This is a genomic window from Ancylobacter sp. 3268 (genome assembly GCF_031456575.1).
Lineage (GTDB): Bacteria > Pseudomonadota > Alphaproteobacteria > Rhizobiales > Xanthobacteraceae > Ancylobacter.
Map to the genome: position 1 here is coordinate 24,621 of NZ_JAVDUX010000007.1, position 18,654 is coordinate 43,274.

An 18,654-nucleotide genomic window follows, 5' to 3' on the forward strand; every position below is an offset into this window, starting at 1 on the left:
AGGACGGTTCAGTTCATCCACAAACCGCCGGTGACGTTGATCGCCTGCCCGGTCATGTAGGCGGATTCGTCGGAGGCGAGGAAGGCGACCACGCGGGCGATATCGTCGGGCACGCCGACGCGGCCGATGGGGATCAGGTGCTCGCGTTCCTTGGCCGTGGGCAGGCCCTGTTCGCGCGACATGCGGTCGGCGTCGTCGCGCATCCGGGTGCCGACGATAGAGCCGGGACACACGGCATTGACGTTGACGCCGAGCGGCGCCACCTCCGCCGCCAGCGACTGGGTGAACGCGATCACCGCCGCCTTGGACGCGGAATAGGCGGCATAGTTCGGCTTGCCGATCTTGCCGAACCACGAGGCGATGTTGACGATGCGGCCGGTGCGCCGCGCGATCATGTCCGGCAGCACCGCCTTCGCCACATGGAACACGCTGTCGGTGTTGATGCTGAACACCTGCCTCCAGGCGGCGGCATCGATGTCGACGACCTTGCCGACGGCGGTGATCGCGGCGTTGTTCACCGCGATGTCGATCGGCCCGAGCGCGGCCTGGATCCGCGCCGCCGCCTCCTCTACCGCCTCATGGCGGGCGACGTCGACGGCGAGCGCCAGCGCCCGGCGCCCGAGCCCGCGGACGGCTTCGGCGGTCTCCTCGGCGCCGGCGGCGTCGAGGTCGAGAATAGCGACGTCGCACCCCTCCTCGGCGAGGCGCGTGGCGACGCGGCGGCCGATGCCGATCGCGCCGCCGGTGACGAGGGCGACGCGTCCATCGAGATGGTACATGGCTTTCTCCGGCTCAGTGCGTGCGGCCCGGCGGGCGCGACCTAGTGGGAGTCCTGGCCGTCGAGGCCGGGCAGGTAGATGTCCTTGATGCGCGGATCGGCCGCCATCTTGGCGGCGGGACCCGAGCATTGCAGCGAACCGTGCTCCAGCGCGTAGACGAAGTCGGCGACCTCGAAGGACAGGTCGATGTTCTGTTCGACCAGGATGATCGACACCCCGCTCTCCGCCAGCTTCAGCACGATCTCGAAGATCTGATGGATGATGATCGGCGCCAGCCCCAGCGAGGGCTCGTCGAGCAGCAGCAGTTCCGGGCTGCCCATCAGCGCCCGGCCGATCGCCACCATCTGCTGCTGGCCACCGGAGAGCCGTCCGGCCGACTGGTGGCGCCGCTCGCCAAGGATCGGAAACAGCGCATAGACCTGATCGCGCAGCTCGGCGAAGCTCTTGCCGCGCCCGGGAACGTAGCCGGTGATCAGGTTCTCCTCGATGGAGAGCTGGAACACCCGCCGGCCTTCCGGGCAGTGGCCGAGGCCGCGCCGCACCATCTGGTACGGCTTGAGCCCGGCGACCTCCTCGCCCTTGAAGCGGATCGACCCCCGCGTCGCCCGGTTCAGCCCGCTGATGGTGCGCAGCAGCGTGGTCTTGCCGGCGCCGTTCGGACCGATGATGCAGACAACCTCGCCGGGCAACACCTCAAGGCTGATGCCATGTAAGACCTTCACCCTCCCGTATCCGGACTCGATTACGTCGACCGCGAGCAGCGGCTTCGATATCCTTGATGGCTCCTGGCTGGCCAAGATACGCCTCCTGCACTTCGGTGTTGCTCCGGATCTCGCCGGCGGTGCCATGCGCCAGCACCCGGCCGCGATTCATCACCACGATGGTGTCGGAGATCGACATGATCAGCTTCATGTCGTGCTCGATCAGCACCATGGCGAGACCGGGCGCGCGCAGCGCCAATATATGCTGCTTCAATTGCTCGGTTTCGCCATGGTTGAGCCCGGCAGCCGGCTCGTCGAGCAGCAGCACGCGCGGTTCGGCGACGATGGCACGGGCGAGCTCGACCAGTTTCTGCTGGCCATAGGCGAGGCTTCCGGCCTGCCGCTCGGCGTAGGCGGCGAGCCCCAGCCGCTCCAGCACCGCATGGCACCGCGCGCGGCGCTCCTCGGCGGCCGCACGGCCGCTCAGTCCGAAGGTATTGGCGATCAGGCTGCCGGCCTTGGGCGGCACCAGCGCCACTTCGAGGTTCTTCACCACGCTCATGCCGTCGAACAGGCGGATGTTCTGGTAGGTGCGCGAGAGGCCGGCATGGGCGATGCGATGTTTCGGCAGCTTCTGCAGCTCGGTGTCGCCGATCAGGATGCGCCCCGATGTGACGCCGTAGGAGCCGGCCGCCATGTTGACAAGGGTCGACTTGCCGGCGCCGTTCGGGCCGATCACCGCGGTGATGATGCCGGGCTTTACCTCGAAGGTGACGTCGTCGATCGCCGCCAATTCGCCGAACCGCTTGGTGACATGGTCGAATCTCAGCATTTGCCGCCTCCCAGCCGGCGCATCAGCCAGCTCGGGCCGAACTGCCGGGCGATGAGGCCGCGCGGGCGGGCGAGGATGATGATCACCAGCGCCATGCCGTAGAACAGCAGCCGGTAGTCGGCATAGGCGCGCAGCAGTTCCGGCAACAGGATCAGCAGGGTGGCGCCGAGCAGGGCACCGAACGGATTGCCGAGCCCGCCGACCACGATCACCAGCACGATGACCAGCGATTCCCAGAAGGTGAAGCTCTCCGGCGAGACGAAGCGCTGCATGGCGGCGAAGACCACGCCGCAGGCGCCGCCGATGAAGGCGCTGAAGGCGAAGGCGACCAGCTTCACGCGGGTGGTGTTGATGCCGCAGCCGCGCGCCGCATCCTGGTCCTCCCGCACGGCGGAAAGCGCGGTGCCGAGCGCGCTCTCCTGAATGCGCCAGACGAACAGGAACACCACCGCCAGCATCGCCACCAGAAGATAGAGGAAGTCGTCCGGTGTGCTCAGCGTCCAGCCGAACAGATGCGCCTCGTCGATGCGCGCAATGCCCTGCGGGCCGTTGGTCACGCCGTCGAGGTTGTTCATCAGCACGCGGATGATCTCGCCGAAGCCGAGCGTGACGATGGCGAGATAGTCGCCGCGCAGGCGCAGCACGGGAATGCCGAGCAGGATGCCGGCGATGCCCGCCAGGCTCGCGCCGATCAGCAGCACCAGCGCGAAGGGCAGATGGATGTCGAACTGGCCGGAAGCCAGCAGCGCCCAGGAGTAGGCGCCGATGGCGTAGAAGGCGACATAGCCGAGATCGAGCAGGCCGGCATAGCCGACGATGATGTTCAGCCCCAGCCCGAGAATGGCGTAGAGCAGGATCATGTCGAGGATACGCAGCGGATAGGCCGGCAGATGCGGCCCGACGATGAGGAGAAGGACGGGCACGGCGAGCAGCGCCAGCGCACCCGGCCACAGCTTGCGTGTCGCGGCGGTCGGAGGCGTCGATGCGCGGCGGGCGGGGTTTTCCATCGGCGGTGCTTCAGAAGTCACTCTTGTACACCATGGTTTCTTCGCTGACGTGCTCACCGAGCAGGCCCGCCGGGCGGAACAGCAGGATCAGGACGAGGACGGAGAAGGCGAAGATGTCGCGATATTCCGTGCCGATGAGGCCCCCGGTCAGCACCGGCATCCATGCCGTGGCGAAGGTCTCGATGAAGCCCAGCAGGAAGCCGCCGAGCACCGCGCCGGGGATCGAGCCGATGCCGCCGAGAATGGCGGCGGTGAACGCCTTCATGCCGATGACGAAGCCCATGGTGAAGGTGGCGACGCCGTAGAACGAGGAATAGAGGATGCCGGCGACGGCGCCGAGGCCGGGGCCGATGAAGAAGATCAGCGAAATCGCCATGTTCGGGTTGATGCCGACCAGCGAGGCGGTCTCGGCATTCTCGGCCACGGCGCGGATGCGTACGCCGAGATTGGTGCGGTTCACGAACAGTTCCAGCGCGGCCATCAGGATCACCGCGACGAGGAAGATGGTGATCTGCTTGTAGGTGATGATGGCGCCGAACACGTCGATCACGCCGCTGGGCAGGAACGACGGGTAGATCAGCGGCCGGCGGCCGCCGATCAGCATCACCGCGTTCTGGATCACCACCGCCATGCCGAGCGCGGAGAGCATCGGCGCCAGGCGCGAGGTGCCGCGCAGCGGCCGGTAGGCGACGATCTCGACGCTGACGCCGGCAAGGCCGATCACCACGAAGGTGATGAACCCGACGAGCAACCCGCCGGTGGGATGGCCGGCGACGCCAAGCGCGCCCGCAAGCGCGAGACCGATGAAGGCGCCGGCGGTGAACAGCTCGCTATGGGCGAAGTTGATCAGGCGCAGCACGCCGTAGACCATGGTGTAGCCGAGCGCGATGAGCGCATAGATCGACCCGACGGTCAGCGCGTTGATCGTCTGCTGGAGGATGAGGGCGCCCATGGCAGCCTTTCGATCGGTTGCGTGCGATGACGGGCGGAAAGAGGTCCGGCGCGGGCCGGAGACGCACCCGAAGGTGCAAGCACCGCGCCGGACCCAAGGGGCTTCACGACGAAAGGGGGGCCGCGTGAAGCAAATGCAGGGGAGCGGAACGCTCGGGCGTTATTGCACCAGCCCGAACTTGCCGTCCTTGACCGCGTAGAGGAACAGGAACGGCTTCTTCAGCTCGCCTTCCGGCGTGAAGGCCACGTGGCCGACGATGCCGTCGAAGTCGCTCTTGGCAATCTCGGAGACGATGCCGGCGCGGGTCAGCGGCGCGGGAGCCTTCTTCATCGCCTCGATGATGATGTTCGCCTCGACGAATCCATAGGCGGAATAGGGACCCGGCTCCTCGCCGAAAGCCGCCTTGTAGTCGGCCGCGAACTTCTTCAGCGCCGGCGAGGAATCATAGGGAGGCGCCTGGAACGACACCACCGTACCCTCCGAAGCCGGGCCGGCACCGGCGATGAAGTCCGGGGTGAAGGCGCTGTCGGCGGCGAAGAACGTCGCCTTGATGCCGAGTTCGCGCGCCTGCTTCACGAACAGGCCGACCGCCGGCATGACGCCGCCGAAATAGATCACGTCCGGATTCTCGGCGCGGATCGAGGAGAGCAGCGCGCTGAAGTCGACGTCGGTCTGGGCGATGCCGGAGAAGGAGGTGACGGCACCGCCGCCCTTGGTGAAGGTGTCGCGGAACACTTCGGCGACGCCCTGGCCGAAGGCCTGCTTGTCATGGACGATGGCGGCCTTCTTGGCGCCGAGCTTGGTCAGCGCGTAGTCGGCCGGCGCGCCGCCCTGCGACAGGTCGTTGGCGATCGGGCGGAACAGGTTCTTGTAGCCGGCCTTGGTCACCTTCGGATTGGAGGCGTTGGTAACCTGCGGCATGCCGCAGCGATTGTAGATGTCGGACGAGGGGATGGTCACGCCCGAGTTGAAGTTGGCGACGACGGCCAGCATGCCGGCATTGTCGCAGTGCTTCTGGGCGATCAGCGTGCCCTGCTTGGGGTCGCCGCCGTCATCGTCGCGCACCAGGACGAGCTTCTGTCCCTGGACGCCGCCCGCCGCATTGGCCTCGCGTACGGCCAGTTCCATGCCGTTCTGCCAGGTGGTGCCGAACAGCGCCTCGGCATTGGTGGTCGGGCCGGCCGTGCCGATCAGGATGTCGGCCCGGGCCGCTCCGGTGAGCGCGGCCACGGCAACGGCAGCGCAGAGCATGTTCTTCAAACGCATGTCAGTTCCCTTCTCTCTGGGGCCCGTTTCGGACCGTTTCTGCGCAGGGTGCCAACACGCGCCGGCAACCTGTTCTTCAAGCTATGTGGCGCGCCTTGCCCAGCCGCCCTTCGGCCAGCGACGCGATGAGATTGCGCGAGACGCGCTGGATGTGCGCCCGCAGCGTGTCGCCTCCCCGCCGGATGTCGCCGAGGCGGGCGAAGGCGATGAGCGCGCGATGATCGGCCAGTTCGCGCTCCACATCCTCCGCCACCGCGATCTGCAGGTTCACGTAGCGGTTGGCATTGTCGTGCACGGTCCGCAGCAGCTTCAGCGCGATCATATGACCGCTCGGGCGATAGAGCGCTTCATGGAAGCGCCAGTTGAGCTCGCCCCAGTTCTCGACGCTGCCGCTCGCCATGGCCTCGTCGGTGACGGTTTCGGCCAGCACGAAATCGGCTTCCGTCATGCGCGGAATGGCGGCCTCGAACAGCCAGGTTTCCATGCGCAGGCGGATCTCGAACAGTTCCTCGATCTCCTCCAGCGACAAGGAGGACACTACCGTCCCCTTGTGCAGCTCCGACACGACGAGGCCCTCGGCCTCCAGCTGGCGGATCGCCTCGCGCAGCGGGACGCGGGAAACCCCCAGCTCGGCCGCCAGCTTTTCCTGGCGCAACGGGGCGCCCTCAGCCAGCTGACCGGTGATGATCTGATGCCGCAGCTCGGTGACGATCTGATCCGTCAACGATTGGCGGCCGACTTTCGCGATCATTCCATTCGCTCCATATTGAATACGATATTCAATTGTCATAGATCAACAAGCACATTTAACAGGCACAAATGTTCAATAATTGCCTATTTTTTAGACTTTCTTTCCGATTTTTCGAGCCTATCCTGAATATTGTATTCAATCCTCTCTGCTGAGAGAGTGGAGCAGACTCATGTCGGAACAAGCGGGCGGCACCTCCCAGACCGGAACCGCCACCTATGCCGGCCACGTGCTGGCGAAGCAGCCGGGCGAGGCGATCAGCTATTGGCAGCCCGTGCCGGCCAACGGCCATATCGACGTGATCTTCGCCCCGGAAGTGGTGCCGATGGAGTTTCCCATCGGCTTCGGGACGCAGACCGTGCCGCCGGGCGGCTATGTACGCGAGCATGCTCATGACCGGAACGAGGAAGTCATCTTCGTCGTCAGTGGCAAGGGACGTGCCGTGATCGACGGCGTCGACCATCCGATGCAGCCGGGTTCGGCCTTCTTCATCGGCCGCAACCGCCGGCACATGTTCATCAACGAGGGCGAGGGCGATATCGTCTGGACCTGGCTCATCGTGCCGAACGGCCTGGAGGACTTCTTCCGTCTCATCGGCCGCCCCCGCCAGCCGGGCGAGCCGGCGCCCGAACCGTTCCCGCGCCCGGAGAACGTGCTGCAGATCGAGCGCGACACCGTCTTCGCCGCCCAGCCGGTCGACCAGCGCCAGCCCTGAGCCGGCCTCCCGTTCGGCACCGCGGCCGACCCATTCCTGACTGTCGAGGATTCCATGCGTCTCAAAGACAAAGTCGCCATCATCACCGGCTCCGCCGCCGGGATCGGTGAGGCGGCGGCCGAGCTATTCGTGCGGGAAGGTGCCCGTGTCGTGCTGGCGGACCGCAACGGCGAAGGCGCCGCCCATGTCGCCGAACGACTGGGCGCCAACGCCGTCGCCATGACGGTCGATGTCAGCCGCAGCGACGAGGCCAAGCGGATGGTCGACGCCGCCGTGGAACGCTTCGGCCGGCTCGACATCCTCGCCAACAATGCCGGCTACGGCATTCCGGGCACGGTTGTAAACACCGAGGAAGCCGACTGGGATGCGCTGATGGCGGTCAATCTCAAGGGTGTCTTCCTGTGCTGCAAGCACGCCATCCCGGTGATGGCGGCGCAGGGCGGCGGCACCATCGTCAACACCGCCTCCAACGTCGCCACCGTCGGCATCTTCGACCGCGCCGCCTATGTCGCCTCCAAGGGCGGCGTCGCCGCGCTGACCAAGGCGATGGCGCTCGATCATGCCGAGCAGAACATCCGGGTGAACTGCGTCGCGCCGGGCGTCACCTGGTCGAGCTATTTCGAGAAGATGGTCGCCGACCATCCCGATCCGGAGACCTTCAAGGCCAAGCTCAAGGCGCGCTCGCCGATCAACCGCTGGGCCCAGCCAGTGGAGATCGCCAGCGCCATTCTCTGGCTCGCCTCCGACGAAGCCTCCTTCGCCACCGGTGCGATGTTCACCGTCGATGGCGGCATGTCGGCCTGGTGAGGTCGATGGCCCCGGCGCGCCAGATCTCTCCGCACCAGGTGGCCCTGATCGGCTTCGGCGCCATCGGCCGCGCGCTGGCGGACGAGCTCGGCAAGGATTCCGCCTATCGCCTCGCCGTGCTGCGGCGCGGCGGCGCCCTGCTGCCGCGGCAGATCGAGGCGCTCGATACGTTGGACGCGCTGATCGCCGCCCGCCCTGCCCTGGTCGTCGAGGCGGCCGGACAGGGCGCCGTCGCGGCCTACGCCCCGGCGTTGATCGAGGCCGGTATCAGCCTCGTCATCACCTCCACCGGCGCGCTGGCCGAGGACGCCCTACTGCACCGCCTCGTCCTCGCCGCCGAAACCAGCGGCGCCCGGCTGATCGTGCCGGCCGGCGCCATTGGCGGGCTTGATTATCTCACCGCCGTCGCCGGCCTGCCGGGCGCGCGGGTGCGCTACACCTCGCGCAAGCCGCCGGCCGCCTGGGGCGAGGAGTTGCGGGCGCTCGGCCATGCCCCGGAGGCCCTCTCCTCGGCGGTGGTGCTGTTCGAGGGTGGCGCCGGCGAGGCCGCGCGGCGCTATCCCCGCAATCTGAATGCCGGGCTCACCGTCGCGCTCGCGGTCGGTCCGGCGCTTGCCGATGTGCGCGTCGTCGCCGACCCCGCCGTGACGGACAACACGCATGAGATCGCGGTGGAGAGTCCGGCCGGCAGCGCGCTGATGCGCTTCGCCAACCGGCCGGCGCCCGACAACCCCAAGACCTCCCTTCTCACCGCCCTCAGCCTTGCCGCTGCCGTACGGCGCCATTTCGCTCCCCTGGTCATCTGAAGGACACCGCCCGGCATGTCGCGCATTCTCGTCATCGGTGCCGGAATCGTCGGTCTCTCATGCGCCCACGCGCTGCGCGCCGACGGCCATGACGTCTCGGTGCTCGACCGCGACCCGCCGGGCGACAAATGTTCCTTCGGCAACGCCGCCGGCATCGGCGTCACCGAGATCATCCCGGCCTCGGTGCCCGGCCTAGCCTGGAAGGTGCCGGGCTGGCTATTCGATCCCTTGGGGCCGCTGTCGCTGCGACTCCGCCATTTCCCCAGGCTGGTGCCCTGGCTGCTGCGCTTCCTGAAGGAAGGCCGTTGGGACCGCGTGGAAGCGATCGCCGCCGCGCTCGCCACCCTGTCGGCCCGCACCTATGACGATCTGCTGCCGCTGCTCGCCGAGCTCGAGCTGACGGGCGACCTGCACCGCGTCGGCGCGCTGTGGGTCTACGAGACTCGCGAGGGCTTCGAGGCCGATATGCGCTTCCACCGGCTGCGCCGCCGGCATGGCCTCGTCTGCGAGGAAATGAGCGGCGAGGAAGCACGGCGGATGGAGCCGGCGCTCGCGGGCAGCATCCGCCACGCGATCATGACGCCGCAATGGTCGAACGTTGCCGACCCGAAGCGCGTCGTCGACCGGCTGCGCACTCATCTCGAAGCGCGCGGCGTCGTCATGAACAAGGGCGAGGCCGTCGGCATCGCCGGCCGAGAGGTGGCGACGACCGACGGCCGCCGGATCGGCTTCGACCGATTGGTGGTGGCGGGTGGCGCCTGGTCCGGCCGGCTCGCCCGGCAGATCGGCGACCGCGCGCTGATCGAGAGCGAGCGCGGCTACAACACCACCCTTCCCTCGCCCGGCGTCTCGCTCTCCCGCGAGGTGATCTTCGCCGAGCGCGCCTTCGTCGCCACCCCCATCGCAGCGGGGCTGCGCATCGGCGGCGCGGCGGAATTCGCCGGGCTGGACGCCGCGCCGAACTATGCCCGCTCGGACGCGCTGGCCGAACTCGGCCGCCGCTTCCTGCCGGGCCTGAACACCAGGGGCGGCACGCGCTGGATGGGTCATCGCCCGACCACGGCGGATTCGCTCCCCGTCATCGGCCGCTCGCCGAGGCGCGACGATGTCTTCTACGCCTTCGGGCACGGCCATACCGGCCTCACCTTCGGCCCCACCACCGGCCGCCTGATCGCCGAACTGGTCGCCGGAAGGCAGACCTCCGTCGACGTCGCCCCCTTCGCCATTCAACGCTTCAACTAGAGAATGCCGAGAGCTGCCATGACCTCGCCTCCCGCCAGCCCGCACACCTTCCTCTGCGTCGACGCCCACACCTGCGGCAACCCGGTGCGCGTGGTCGCCGGCGGCGCGCCGTTGCTGCCCAATGTGCCGATGGCCGAGAAGCGGCAGATCTTCCTCCGCGACCATGACTGGGTCCGCAAGGCGCTGATGTTCGAGCCGCGCGGCCACGACGTGATGTCCGGCTCCATCCTCTATCCGCCCTCGCGCGAGGATTGCGAGCTGGGGGTATTGTTCATCGAGGTGTCGGGCTGCCTGCCGATGTGCGGGCACGGCACCATCGGCACCGTCACCGTGGCGCTGGAGCAGGGCTTCGTGGTGCCGCGCGTCGAGGGCAAGCTGTCGCTGGAGGTGCCGGCCGGCAAGGTGGAGGTCGAGTACACCCGCAACGGCCGCTTCGTCGATCAGGTGCGGCTGTTCAACATTCCGAGCTACCTGCATGCCGAGAACGTCACCGTCGACATTCCCGGCTTCGGGGAACTCACCGTCGACGTCTCCTATGGCGGCAATTTCTACGCCATCGTCGAGCCGCAGAAGAACTGGTCCGGCCTCGACGGTATGACCGCCGCGGACATACTGAAATGGAGCCCGATCGTGCGGGCGGCGGTGCAGGCGGCGGTGGCGCCGGTGCATCCGGAGGATCCGCGCATCAACGGCGTCAGCCATGTGATGTGGGCGGATGGCCCCAAGCATCCGCAGGCGCATGCCCGCAACGCGGTGTTCTATGGCGAAAAGGGCATCGATCGCTCGCCCTGCGGCACCGGCACCTCGGCGCGCATGGCGCAGCGCGTCGCCAAGGGACGGCTCAAGGTCGGCGACGACTTCGTCCATGAGAGCATCATCGGCACGCTGTTCCACGGCCGGGTGGAAAGCGCCGCCGAAGTCGGCGGGCGGCCGGCCATCCGCCCGAGCATCGGCGGCTGGGCGCGCGTCTACGGCCACAACACCATCACCGTCGACGCGCGCGATCCGCTCGCCTTCGGCTTCCAGCTGGCGTGAGCGGGGGAGACACGCGATGATCCTCGAGGAACGCGACTACCACATCGTGCCGGGCCGCATGGGCGACTTCCTCAAGACCTATGAGACCCTGGGCCTCGACATCCAGAAGCACTTTCTCGGCGCGTTCGTCGGCCATTTCGTCACCGAGATCGGCGAGCTCAACCACGTCGTCGCTCTCTGGCGCTATGACAGCATGGCCGACCGCGAGGCCCGCCGGGCGAAGATGCTCGCCCATGGGCCGTGGCAGGACTACCTCGCCGCCATTAAGGGCATGATCCAGAGCCAGCAGACGCGCATCCTCACCCCCACCGCGCTTTCACCGATGCGCTGAGGCAGCGACGCCATGACCGCACGCCTGCCCTCACGCGACCAGCTGATCCCGCCGACGCTGCGGCCGGGCCGCGCGCTCGTCGCCGAGGGGCAGGCGCTGGCGCGGGACTGGCGGGTGGGCCGCAACGCCTTCCTCGATGCGGAAGGGGTAGCGAGCGAGGCGGCCTACAAGCGCCGCGAGGCCGCCGCCGGGCGCATCATGCAGCATGCCCATATCGGGTTTCGCAGCGTCGAGCGCACGGTATCGGCCATCGCGCAGGTGCACGAGACCGCGGCGCGGCATGGGGCACGGGTCAACCGTTTCGGCATCACGCTGGACATGTCGATGGGCTATCCGCCCGAGCTGCGCAGGGGCAGCCGGCGCGGCACCGGCATCGTGCTGGACGATGCGGAAAGCTTCGCCCGCATCACCAATGCCGCGCCGGCCGCCGCGCATTTCGGCGATTTCATGCTCGGCCTGCCCGGCGCGCTGGAGAACGCCAAGGGCGCGCTGGCGGCCGGCGCCACCGCCATCGGCAATCTCGGCCAGTATTTCACCTTCCGCCTGCCGGACTGGGACGACGACGTCGCCACCACCCACGCCACCGTCGCCGCGCTCGGGCTCATCGCCGCCCAGCCGGTGGAGGTGCTGGTGCATTCCAATCTCGACGACGGCTTTGCCGGGCTGTTCTCCGACATGAGCTCGGCGCTCGGCATGGTGCTCGTCGAGAAGCACATCGTCGAGACGCTGATCGGTGCGCGGCTGTCGCACTGCTTCGGCCACCATTTCACCGCGCCGCTGGTGCGCATGGCCTTCCATGCGGCGCTCGCCCGCGTGACCGATACGCCGGGCACCATGATCTTCGGCAACACGGTGAGCTACAAATCCACGCCCGCCGGCAATTATGCCAGCCTCGCCTCCTATCTGCAGGCCGATATCTGGGCACTGACGCGCACCCATTCGGGGCATGCGGTGAACCCGGTACCGGTCACCGAGAACGAACGCATTCCCGATATCGACGAGATCATCGACGCGCAGCTCTTCGCCCATCGCCTCGCCGAGCACGCCGGCACCTCGGCCGGCCTGATCGACCTCGTCCCGGTCGACGCGCTCGCCGACAGGCTGGTCGAGGGCGGTCGCCGGTTCGCCGCACGCACGCTGGCAGGGCTGGCCGAGACCGGCATCGACACCGGCGACGCGGCCGAGATGATGCTCGCTTTGCGCCGTATCGGCCCCAAGCGGCTGGAGGCCGCCTTCGGCGCCGGCGCGCCCGACGCCTCCGCATGGAGCGGGCGCCGCTCGGTGGCGCTCGCCGAATGGGTGGAGGAGCTGGAGCACGATGCCCGCGCCTGGGCCGCACGCGTGCCCGCGGAGGCCGCCGCCCGCATCGCCGGCTGGCGCCCCGTCGCCTGCGTCGCTTCGAGCGACGTGCACGAGCACGGCAAGAACCTCATCGCCCGCACGCTGGATCATCTCGGCGTGGCGGTGGTCGATGGCGGCACCTCGGTCGATGCCGACGATCTCGTCGCCGCCGCGCTGGCGGCAAGGGCCGACCTGATCGCCATCAGCACCTATAACGGCGTGGCGCTGCGCTATGCGCGCGAGGTCAAGGACGCGCTCGCCCGCGCCGGCGCCGATCTGCCGGTGTGCATCGGCGGCCGGCTCAACCAGGTGCCGGACGATTCCAATTCCGGCCTTCCGGTCGATGTTCGCGAGGACATTAGCCGGCTCGGCGTCATGCCCTGCGACACGCCGGAAGACCTCACCCGCCGGCTCGCCGACCTCGCCAACGCCTCTTCCAAGCCCAACGCCTCTTCCAGGCCCCAGGAAACGCCAAAGGACACGCAATGACCCGCTGGACCGGAGTTTTTCCCGCCGTCACCACCAAGCTGCGCGAGGATGAGAGCGTCGACCTCGCCGCCACCCAGTCCAGCATCGACCGGCTGATCAGGAGCGGCGTCTCGGGCGTCATCGTGCTGCCGATGCTGGGCGAGAACGCCTCGCTCACCGCCGCCGAACGCGAATCCGTGATCCTTGCCGCCAAGGAAGTCGTCGCCGGGCGCGTGCCGCTGCTCTCCGGCCTTGCCCATGTCGGCATGGCCGACGCGCTGGCCTCCGCCCGCCACTATGAGAAGCTGGGCGCCGAGGGACTGATGGCCTTCCCCTCCATCGCCTATAAAAGCGACCCGCGCGAGACGGCCGCCTGGTACCGCACGCTCGGCACCGGCTGCGGCCTGCCGATCATGATCTACAACAACCCGATCGCCTACGGCGTCGACGTGACCCCGGCGATCCTCAACGACCTCGCCGACGTCAGGAACATCGTCTGCATCAAGGAGGAGACCGGCGACATCCGCCGCGTCACCGACCTCTACAATGAGTGCGGCGACCGCTTCTCGGTGTTCTGCGGCGTCGACGATCTGCTGCTGGAAAGCGCCGCGCTCGGCGTCACCGGCTGGGTGTCGGGCATGACCAATGCCTGGCCGGTGGAATGCGTCGAGCTGTTCAACCTGTGCAAGGCCGGCACGTTCGACGAGGCACGGGCGCTCTACCGCATCCTCACCCCGGCCTTCCATCTCGATACCGATGTGAAGCTGGTGCAATACATCAAGCTCGCCGAGAAGGTGGTCTATGGCGCGCCGGAATGGGTGCGCGCGCCGCGCCTGCCGCTGGTCGGCGCCGAGCGCGAGCGGGTGCTCGGCGTCATCGAGGCGACGGTGAAGGCGCTCGCCGCCTCGCAAAGCCGCGCCGCCTGAGGAGGGAACGATGCGCTTCAGCCGCATGATCACCGTGGTCGGCGCCCATGCGGCCGGCGAGCTCAACGAGGTCATCACCGGGGGCGTGCGCGATGTCCCCGGCAGGACCATGTTCGAGAAGATGCAATATGTGCAGGCGCACCGCGACGAGTTGCGCAGGTTCCTCTTGAACGAGCCGCGCGGGCGGGTCTCGCAATGCGTGAACCTGGTGCTGCCGCCGACCACGCCCGAGGCGGATGCCGGCTTCGTCATCATCGAGTCGGACTATTACGTGCCGATGTCCGGCACCAACACCATCTGCACCGTCACCGTGCTGCTCGAGACCGGCATGATCCCGATGCAGGAGCCGGTCACCGAGCTGATCATGGAAGCACCGGCCGGGCTGGTGAAGGTTTCGGCTGAATGCCGCGACGGCAAATGCGTCAGCGTCACCTTCGACAACGTACCCGGCTTCGTCTTCGCGCTCGATGCCAAGGTGGACGTGCCCGGCCTCGGCACCATCGATGTCGACGTCGCCTATGGCGGCATGATCTACGCCATCGTCGATGCGGCGAGCCTCGGCTATTCGCTCGACCTGAAGGAAGCCGGCGAGCTGGTGGAAGTCGGCGAGCGCATCAAGAAGGCGGCGGCCGAGCAGGTGCCGGCGATCCACCCGGAAAACCCGGAGATCCACACCATCAACCAGACGCTGTTCGCCGGCCCGCTGGAACGCACCGCCGACGGCCTCGCCTCGAAGAACACCGTGATCGTCTCGCCCGGCCGGCACGACCGCTCGCCCTGCGGCACCGGCACCTGCGCCCGCATGGCGGTTCTACACGCCCGCGGACAGTTGCAGGTCGGCGAGCGCTTTAGCCACCGCTCGCTGATCGGCACCGAATTCATCGGCCGGCTGCGCGGCACCACCGACCTCGCCGGCGTCCCGGCGGTGCTGCCGACCATCACCGGCCCGGCCTGGATCACCGCTTTCCACCAATATGTGCTCGACCCGACCGACCCGTTCCCGGATGGCTACCGGCTGGGCGACACCTGGCCGGGCTATACCGGCGAGCAGCCGATCTGAACGATCCGGGAGATTCCATCATGCCGCTGATCGCCACCTCCGATGGCTGCCGCGTGCATTACGAGGTGCGCGGCAGCGGCGCGCCGGTGGTGCTTATCCCCGGCCTCGGCGGGGACGGGCGCTTTTGGACGCCGGCCGCCGAGCGGCTGGAGGCGCGCTTCCGGCTCATCCTCGTCGATCATCGCGGCGCCGGGCGCAGCGACCGGCCGGACGGCCCCTACACGATCGGGCGCATCGCCCGCGACGTCGTGGAGATCATGGACGCCGAGGGGTGCGCGACCGCGCATCTGGTCGGCCATTCCACCGGCGGCACCGTGGTGCAGACGCTGGCCCTGGATGCGGCCGGGCGGGTCGGGCGCATCGTCGTCTCGGGAAGCTGGCCGGGCCCGGATGCCCGATTCCGCGCGCTGTTCGCGGCGCGGCTGGCCTTGCTCGAAGCCAACCAGCCGGCCATCTACCAGGCCTTCACCCATGTGCTCGGCTATGACGCGGCCTGGATCGCCGCGCATGAAGCCGAACTCGACGCCGCCATCGCCCGGGCGGGCGAGGCGCTGGCGCCGCTGGCGGTGGCGGCCGAACGGATCCGCATGCTGCTGGCCTATGACCGCGCCGCCGATCTCGGCCGCATCTCGGCACCGGCGCTGGTCATCGGCGCCCGCGACGACGAGATGATCCTGTTCGAACAGTCCGAGCGCATCGCCCGCGCCATTCCGGGCGCGGAACTCGTCGCGTTCGAGGGCGGGCATTTCTACCCGCGCACCCGCGCCGAGCCGTTCGCGCGATACGTGGATGATTTCCTGGCCCGCTGAACGGGCGGCATCCAGCCGACTCGCCGGGCGGGCGATGGCCCGTCCGGCGCACGCCTCGCCCCTCAACTGGGGCCGAGATCGATAGTCTTCAGCGGCAGGTTCCGCATCCGCTTGCCGGTGGCGGCGAACACCGCGTTGACCATCGCCGGCGCCCGCCACCGCGATGGTCGGCACGCTTTCGCCAAGGCGGCCTTGGCGCAACGTCAGAACCGGGCGGCGGCCTGCTCGTGCGTGCTTCAACCGCGGTATCGCAGGGCGTCCACCAGCACGGAGAAGGCGGCGGAGGGCTGCCGCCGGCTCGGGTAATAGAGGTGATATCCGGGAAATGACGGGCACCAGTCCTCCAGCACCTGAACCAGCCGCCCATCCGCCAGATGCTCGCGCACCCCGTCTTCCATGACGAAGCCGAGACCGAACCCGGCGGTAGCGGCGGTGACGATCATGCGGACGCTGTTGAAGGCAAGCTGCCCCTCCACGCGCACCCGGAGCTCGCGGCTATCCTTCTCCAGCTCCCAGGCATAGAGGCCGCCCGAGCTCAGCATGCGCAGATTGATGCACGGGTGGTCGGCGAGGTCGTTGGGCGTGCGCGGGATGGGGTGACGTTCGAAATAGGCGGGCGAACCCACCACCACCATGCGCAGATCCGGCCCGATCCGCACCGCCACCATATCCTTGGCAAGCGCTTCGCCAAGGCGGACGCCGGCGTCGAACCGCTCGGTGACGATGTCGGTCAGGCTGGCATCGATGCTGAGTTCGACATGGATGTCGGGATAGTCCGGCAGAAACCGCTCCAGCGCCGGCCAGATGGCGGTTTCGACCGCATGCTCGGCGGCGGTGATGCGAATGGTCCCGGCCGGCTTCTCGCGCAATTCGCTCAACGAGGCGAGTTCGGCGCTGATGTTGTTCAGCGCCGGCCGCAAGGTGCCGAGAAGGCGCTCGCCCGCCGCGGTGGGCGCGACGCTGCGGGTGGTACGCGTCAGCAGGCGCAGGCCGAGCTGGGCTTCCAGCCGCCGGACGGTATGGCTGAGCGAGGACTGGGAGGTGCCGAGCCGGGCTGCGGCGCGGGTGAAGCTGCGCTCCTCCGCCACCGTGAGGAAGGCATTCAAATCGACCAATTCCTCGCGGCGCATTCATGAACTCCGGATATAGCTCCATGCAATCTATGGCGTCTAATACCGGGAATAGCTCACGAGTAGGTTATCGCCGACAGCGGCGCGCATGAGGCGCCCGCGCGGGGAACATCGAGCGTGGCGCTGCTCGCCGCGCCCACTGAGTACCGCTGATGAAGACCACCGGCTATGCGCCCAGTCGGCCGAAGCGGCGCTCGCCCCATTCGATTTCGAGCGCCGCGAACTGCGCGCGGACGATGTCGCGATGGAAGTGCTCTAACAGCCTTGCCGGCAAGGTGGAACTGTCGCTCACCTCCTGCACCGTGCTGGAGCACGGGGTTGTACATCTGCGCTATGCGGTGCAGACAACCGAAACCTGATCGGCCCGGGCCCCACCTCCGGTCCCGCGCCGCGCGTGGGACTTCGAGACAGAACGGCAAACGCCATGACCGCCGAACCCGATATCGTCATCGTTGGAGCCGGTGCCGCCGGCATCGGCGCCGCGCGCCGGCTGGCCGGTTCCGGCCTGGCCGTGCAGGTGATCGAGGCCCTGCCGCGCACCGGCGGGCGGGCCTGGACGCGCCAGGCCGCGGGCGTCCCGCTCGACGTCGGCTGCGAATGGCTGCATTCCGGCGATCGCAACCCGTGGACCCGCATCGCCGGGGAGACCGGCTTCACGGTGGATCGCCGCCCGCCGGCATGGGCGAGCCAGCACCCCGATCTCGGCTTCCCGGTGGCGGAGCAGGAAGAGGCCGACCGCGCCTTCGCGGAATGGAGCGAGCGGCTCGCCGCCGTCGCCGGCACCAGCGATTGCGCGGCCGACGCGCTCGAGCCGGGCGGGCGATGGAACCCCTATCTGCAGGCGTTGAGCGGCTTCATCAGCGGCGATAGGCTGGAGCGGATCTCGATCCGGGATTACTGCGCCTATGACGCGGCCTCCACGGGCGTGAACTGGCGGGTGAAGGAGGGCTACGGCACCCTCATCGCCGCGAGCTTTCCCGAGAGCGCCGCCCTCCGGCTGGCCACGCCGGTGGAAGCGATCGGGCTGGAGGGATCCGGCGTTTGGCTCGCAACCCCGGCGGGCACGATCAAGGCCCGGCTGGCGATCCTCACCGTATCGACCAATGTGCTGGCGGGCGGCGCCATCCGGCTGCCGCCGGCGCTCGATGCCTGGCGCGAGGCCGCCGCCCGCCTGCCGCTCGGCCGCGATGAAAAACTGTTCCTGGAGATCGTCGGCACCGGCCCCTTCGCACCCGAAAGCCATGCGACCGGCGACCCGTACGACGCGTCGACCGGCACCTATTACATCCGTCCCTTCGGCTGGCCGGTGATCGAATGCTTCCTCGGCGCCGACGGCGCGCGCAACGCCTCGCAGGAAGGAGCCGACGCCGCGTTCGAGCGGGCAATCGGGCAGATCGTCCGGGTGTTCGGCGCCCAGGCGCGGCACCACCTCCGGCCCTTGGTGGCCTCCGATTGGTTCGGCACGCCCTCGATCGGCGGCGCCTACAGCCATGCCCTGCCGGGGCATGCGGCGGCGCGCGGCGTGCTGGCGCAGCCGTTCGACGATCGGCTGCTCTTCGCCGGCGAAGCGACGCACGCGACCGATTTCTCGACCGCGCACGGCGCCTATGAAAGCGGGCAACGTGCCGCCGAGCAGGCGATCGCCATCCTGCAACGCCATCGCCGGTCGTAGCGGCATCCGATTGCGCGCCATGGTCCG

20 protein-coding genes are annotated in these 18,654 nt (G+C 68.4%); 12 read left to right on the plus strand and 8 right to left on the minus strand.

All coding sequences use genetic code 11. The features are described from left to right. Positions 1-8 precede the first annotated feature (8 nt). From J2X65_RS11630 to J2X65_RS11660, 7 genes are all read right to left on the minus strand, one after another. Positions 9-779, minus strand: a complete 771-nt coding sequence (locus J2X65_RS11630) for a glucose 1-dehydrogenase (protein ID WP_310201084.1) — start codon at positions 777-779, stop codon at positions 9-11. A gap of 41 nt (positions 780-820) precedes the next feature. After that, positions 821-1,501 (minus strand): ABC transporter ATP-binding protein, encoded by a 681-nt coding sequence (locus tag J2X65_RS11635; RefSeq protein WP_271180601.1) that lies wholly within the window; start codon positions 1,499-1,501, stop codon positions 821-823. Further along, a complete protein-coding gene (locus J2X65_RS11640; protein WP_310201085.1) occupies positions 1,473-2,312 on the minus strand; it encodes an ABC transporter ATP-binding protein in 840 nt (279 codons plus the stop codon). Before J2X65_RS11640 ends, J2X65_RS11635 begins: the two co-directional genes overlap by 29 nt. Beyond that, complete coding sequence (locus J2X65_RS11645) at positions 2,306-3,319, minus strand: ABC transporter permease subunit (RefSeq protein ID WP_310201086.1); 1,014 nt, start codon at positions 3,317-3,319, stop codon at positions 2,306-2,308. Before J2X65_RS11645 ends, J2X65_RS11640 begins: the two co-directional genes overlap by 7 nt. Before the next feature lie 10 nt (positions 3,320-3,329). Continuing rightward, positions 3,330-4,271: a branched-chain amino acid ABC transporter permease gene (locus J2X65_RS11650; protein ID WP_310201087.1), complete on the minus strand. Its 942-nt coding sequence runs from the start codon at positions 4,269-4,271 to the stop codon at positions 3,330-3,332. 159 nt (positions 4,272-4,430) lie between these two features. Beyond that, positions 4,431-5,537 carry a branched-chain amino acid ABC transporter substrate-binding protein gene (locus J2X65_RS11655; RefSeq protein WP_310201088.1) on the minus strand — a complete coding sequence of 369 codons (1,107 nt, stop codon included), beginning with the start codon at positions 5,535-5,537 and terminating at the stop codon, positions 4,431-4,433. A gap of 76 nt (positions 5,538-5,613) precedes the next feature. After that, positions 5,614-6,288: a GntR family transcriptional regulator gene (locus J2X65_RS11660; RefSeq protein WP_310201089.1), complete on the minus strand. Its 675-nt coding sequence runs from the start codon at positions 6,286-6,288 to the stop codon at positions 5,614-5,616. Positions 6,289-6,457: 169 nt separating this feature from the next. On the opposite strand from J2X65_RS11660, the gene J2X65_RS11665 reads away from it, so the two are divergent. Genes J2X65_RS11665 through J2X65_RS11710 form a run of 10 tightly spaced genes read left to right on the plus strand, consistent with a single transcriptional unit; the run spans position 6,458 to position 15,825 of the window. Beyond that, positions 6,458-7,000 carry a cupin domain-containing protein gene (locus J2X65_RS11665; RefSeq protein ID WP_310201090.1) on the plus strand — a complete coding sequence of 181 codons (543 nt, stop codon included), beginning with the start codon at positions 6,458-6,460 and terminating at the stop codon, positions 6,998-7,000. 54 nt (positions 7,001-7,054) lie between these two features. Further along, entirely contained in the window at positions 7,055-7,807 is a 753-nt protein-coding gene (locus J2X65_RS11670) for an SDR family oxidoreductase (protein ID WP_310201091.1), read from the plus strand. 5 nt (positions 7,808-7,812) lie between these two features. Then, positions 7,813-8,613, plus strand: coding sequence for an aspartate dehydrogenase (locus tag J2X65_RS11675; RefSeq protein ID WP_310201092.1), 801 nt, complete (start codon positions 7,813-7,815; stop codon positions 8,611-8,613). A gap of 15 nt (positions 8,614-8,628) precedes the next feature. Beyond that, positions 8,629-9,855: an FAD-binding oxidoreductase gene (locus J2X65_RS11680; protein WP_310201093.1), complete on the plus strand. Its 1,227-nt coding sequence runs from the start codon at positions 8,629-8,631 to the stop codon at positions 9,853-9,855. Between the two features lie 18 nt (positions 9,856-9,873). Beyond that, positions 9,874-10,890 (plus strand): 4-hydroxyproline epimerase, encoded by a 1,017-nt coding sequence (locus J2X65_RS11685; RefSeq protein WP_310201094.1) that lies wholly within the window; start codon positions 9,874-9,876, stop codon positions 10,888-10,890. A 16-nt stretch (positions 10,891-10,906) separates the two neighbouring features. Next, a complete protein-coding gene (locus J2X65_RS11690) occupies positions 10,907-11,221 on the plus strand; it encodes an NIPSNAP family protein (protein WP_310201095.1) in 315 nt (104 codons plus the stop codon). 12 nt (positions 11,222-11,233) lie between these two features. After that, positions 11,234-13,051, plus strand: coding sequence for a cobalamin-dependent protein (locus J2X65_RS11695; RefSeq protein ID WP_310201096.1), 1,818 nt, complete (start codon positions 11,234-11,236; stop codon positions 13,049-13,051). After that, positions 13,048-13,956 carry a dihydrodipicolinate synthase family protein gene (locus J2X65_RS11700; RefSeq protein ID WP_310201098.1) on the plus strand — a complete coding sequence of 303 codons (909 nt, stop codon included), beginning with the start codon at positions 13,048-13,050 and terminating at the stop codon, positions 13,954-13,956. The genes J2X65_RS11695 and J2X65_RS11700 overlap by 4 nt, the downstream gene beginning before the upstream one ends. Before the next feature lie 10 nt (positions 13,957-13,966). After that, positions 13,967-15,016, plus strand: coding sequence for a proline racemase family protein (locus J2X65_RS11705; RefSeq protein WP_310201100.1), 1,050 nt, complete (start codon positions 13,967-13,969; stop codon positions 15,014-15,016). A 20-nt stretch (positions 15,017-15,036) separates the two neighbouring features. Then, complete coding sequence (locus J2X65_RS11710; protein WP_310201102.1) at positions 15,037-15,825, plus strand: alpha/beta hydrolase; 789 nt, start codon at positions 15,037-15,039, stop codon at positions 15,823-15,825. A 236-nt stretch (positions 15,826-16,061) separates the two neighbouring features. Here the strand turns inward: J2X65_RS11710 and J2X65_RS11715 are convergent, their stop codons facing one another. Beyond that, positions 16,062-16,955 carry a LysR family transcriptional regulator gene (locus J2X65_RS11715; protein WP_310201104.1) on the minus strand — a complete coding sequence of 298 codons (894 nt, stop codon included), beginning with the start codon at positions 16,953-16,955 and terminating at the stop codon, positions 16,062-16,064. Positions 16,956-17,107: 152 nt separating this feature from the next. Between J2X65_RS11715 and J2X65_RS11720 the strand changes: the two genes are divergently transcribed. Beyond that, positions 17,108-17,314 carry a hypothetical protein gene (locus tag J2X65_RS11720; RefSeq protein ID WP_310201106.1) on the plus strand — a complete coding sequence of 69 codons (207 nt, stop codon included), beginning with the start codon at positions 17,108-17,110 and terminating at the stop codon, positions 17,312-17,314. Between the two features lie 65 nt (positions 17,315-17,379). Next, a complete protein-coding gene (locus J2X65_RS11725) occupies positions 17,380-18,627 on the plus strand; it encodes an FAD-dependent oxidoreductase (RefSeq protein WP_310201108.1) in 1,248 nt (415 codons plus the stop codon). Positions 18,628-18,654: the final 27 nt, after the last annotated feature.

Bases quoted from the DNA above. Each gene is read 5' to 3' on its own strand.
- J2X65_RS11695 (WP_310201096.1), top strand. From the start codon at position 11,234: ATGACCGCACGCCTGCCCTCACGCGACCAGCTGATCCCGCCGACGCTG.
- J2X65_RS11685 (WP_310201094.1), top strand. From the start codon at position 9,874: ATGACCTCGCCTCCCGCCAGCCCGCACACCTTCCTCTGCGTCGACGCC.
- J2X65_RS11715 (WP_310201104.1), bottom strand. From the start codon at position 16,955: ATGCGCCGCGAGGAATTGGTCGATTTGAATGCCTTCCTCACGGTGGCG.
- J2X65_RS11640 (WP_310201085.1), bottom strand. From the start codon at position 2,312: ATGCTGAGATTCGACCATGTCACCAAGCGGTTCGGCGAATTGGCGGCG.
- J2X65_RS11660 (WP_310201089.1), bottom strand. From the start codon at position 6,288: ATGATCGCGAAAGTCGGCCGCCAATCGTTGACGGATCAGATCGTCACC.
- J2X65_RS11645 (WP_310201086.1), bottom strand. From the start codon at position 3,319: ATGGAAAACCCCGCCCGCCGCGCATCGACGCCTCCGACCGCCGCGACA.
- J2X65_RS11700 (WP_310201098.1), top strand. From the start codon at position 13,048: ATGACCCGCTGGACCGGAGTTTTTCCCGCCGTCACCACCAAGCTGCGC.
- J2X65_RS11655 (WP_310201088.1), bottom strand. From the start codon at position 5,537: ATGCGTTTGAAGAACATGCTCTGCGCTGCCGTTGCCGTGGCCGCGCTC.
- J2X65_RS11710 (WP_310201102.1), top strand. From the start codon at position 15,037: ATGCCGCTGATCGCCACCTCCGATGGCTGCCGCGTGCATTACGAGGTG.
- J2X65_RS11650 (WP_310201087.1), bottom strand. From the start codon at position 4,271: ATGGGCGCCCTCATCCTCCAGCAGACGATCAACGCGCTGACCGTCGGG.
- J2X65_RS11675 (WP_310201092.1), top strand. From the start codon at position 7,813: ATGGCCCCGGCGCGCCAGATCTCTCCGCACCAGGTGGCCCTGATCGGC.
- J2X65_RS11705 (WP_310201100.1), top strand. From the start codon at position 13,967: ATGCGCTTCAGCCGCATGATCACCGTGGTCGGCGCCCATGCGGCCGGC.
- J2X65_RS11725 (WP_310201108.1), top strand. From the start codon at position 17,380: ATGACCGCCGAACCCGATATCGTCATCGTTGGAGCCGGTGCCGCCGGC.
- J2X65_RS11680 (WP_310201093.1), top strand. From the start codon at position 8,629: ATGTCGCGCATTCTCGTCATCGGTGCCGGAATCGTCGGTCTCTCATGC.
- J2X65_RS11690 (WP_310201095.1), top strand. From the start codon at position 10,907: ATGATCCTCGAGGAACGCGACTACCACATCGTGCCGGGCCGCATGGGC.
- J2X65_RS11665 (WP_310201090.1), top strand. From the start codon at position 6,458: ATGTCGGAACAAGCGGGCGGCACCTCCCAGACCGGAACCGCCACCTAT.
- J2X65_RS11670 (WP_310201091.1), top strand. From the start codon at position 7,055: ATGCGTCTCAAAGACAAAGTCGCCATCATCACCGGCTCCGCCGCCGGG.
- J2X65_RS11720 (WP_310201106.1), top strand. From the start codon at position 17,108: ATGAAGACCACCGGCTATGCGCCCAGTCGGCCGAAGCGGCGCTCGCCC.
- J2X65_RS11630 (WP_310201084.1), bottom strand. From the start codon at position 779: ATGTACCATCTCGATGGACGCGTCGCCCTCGTCACCGGCGGCGCGATC.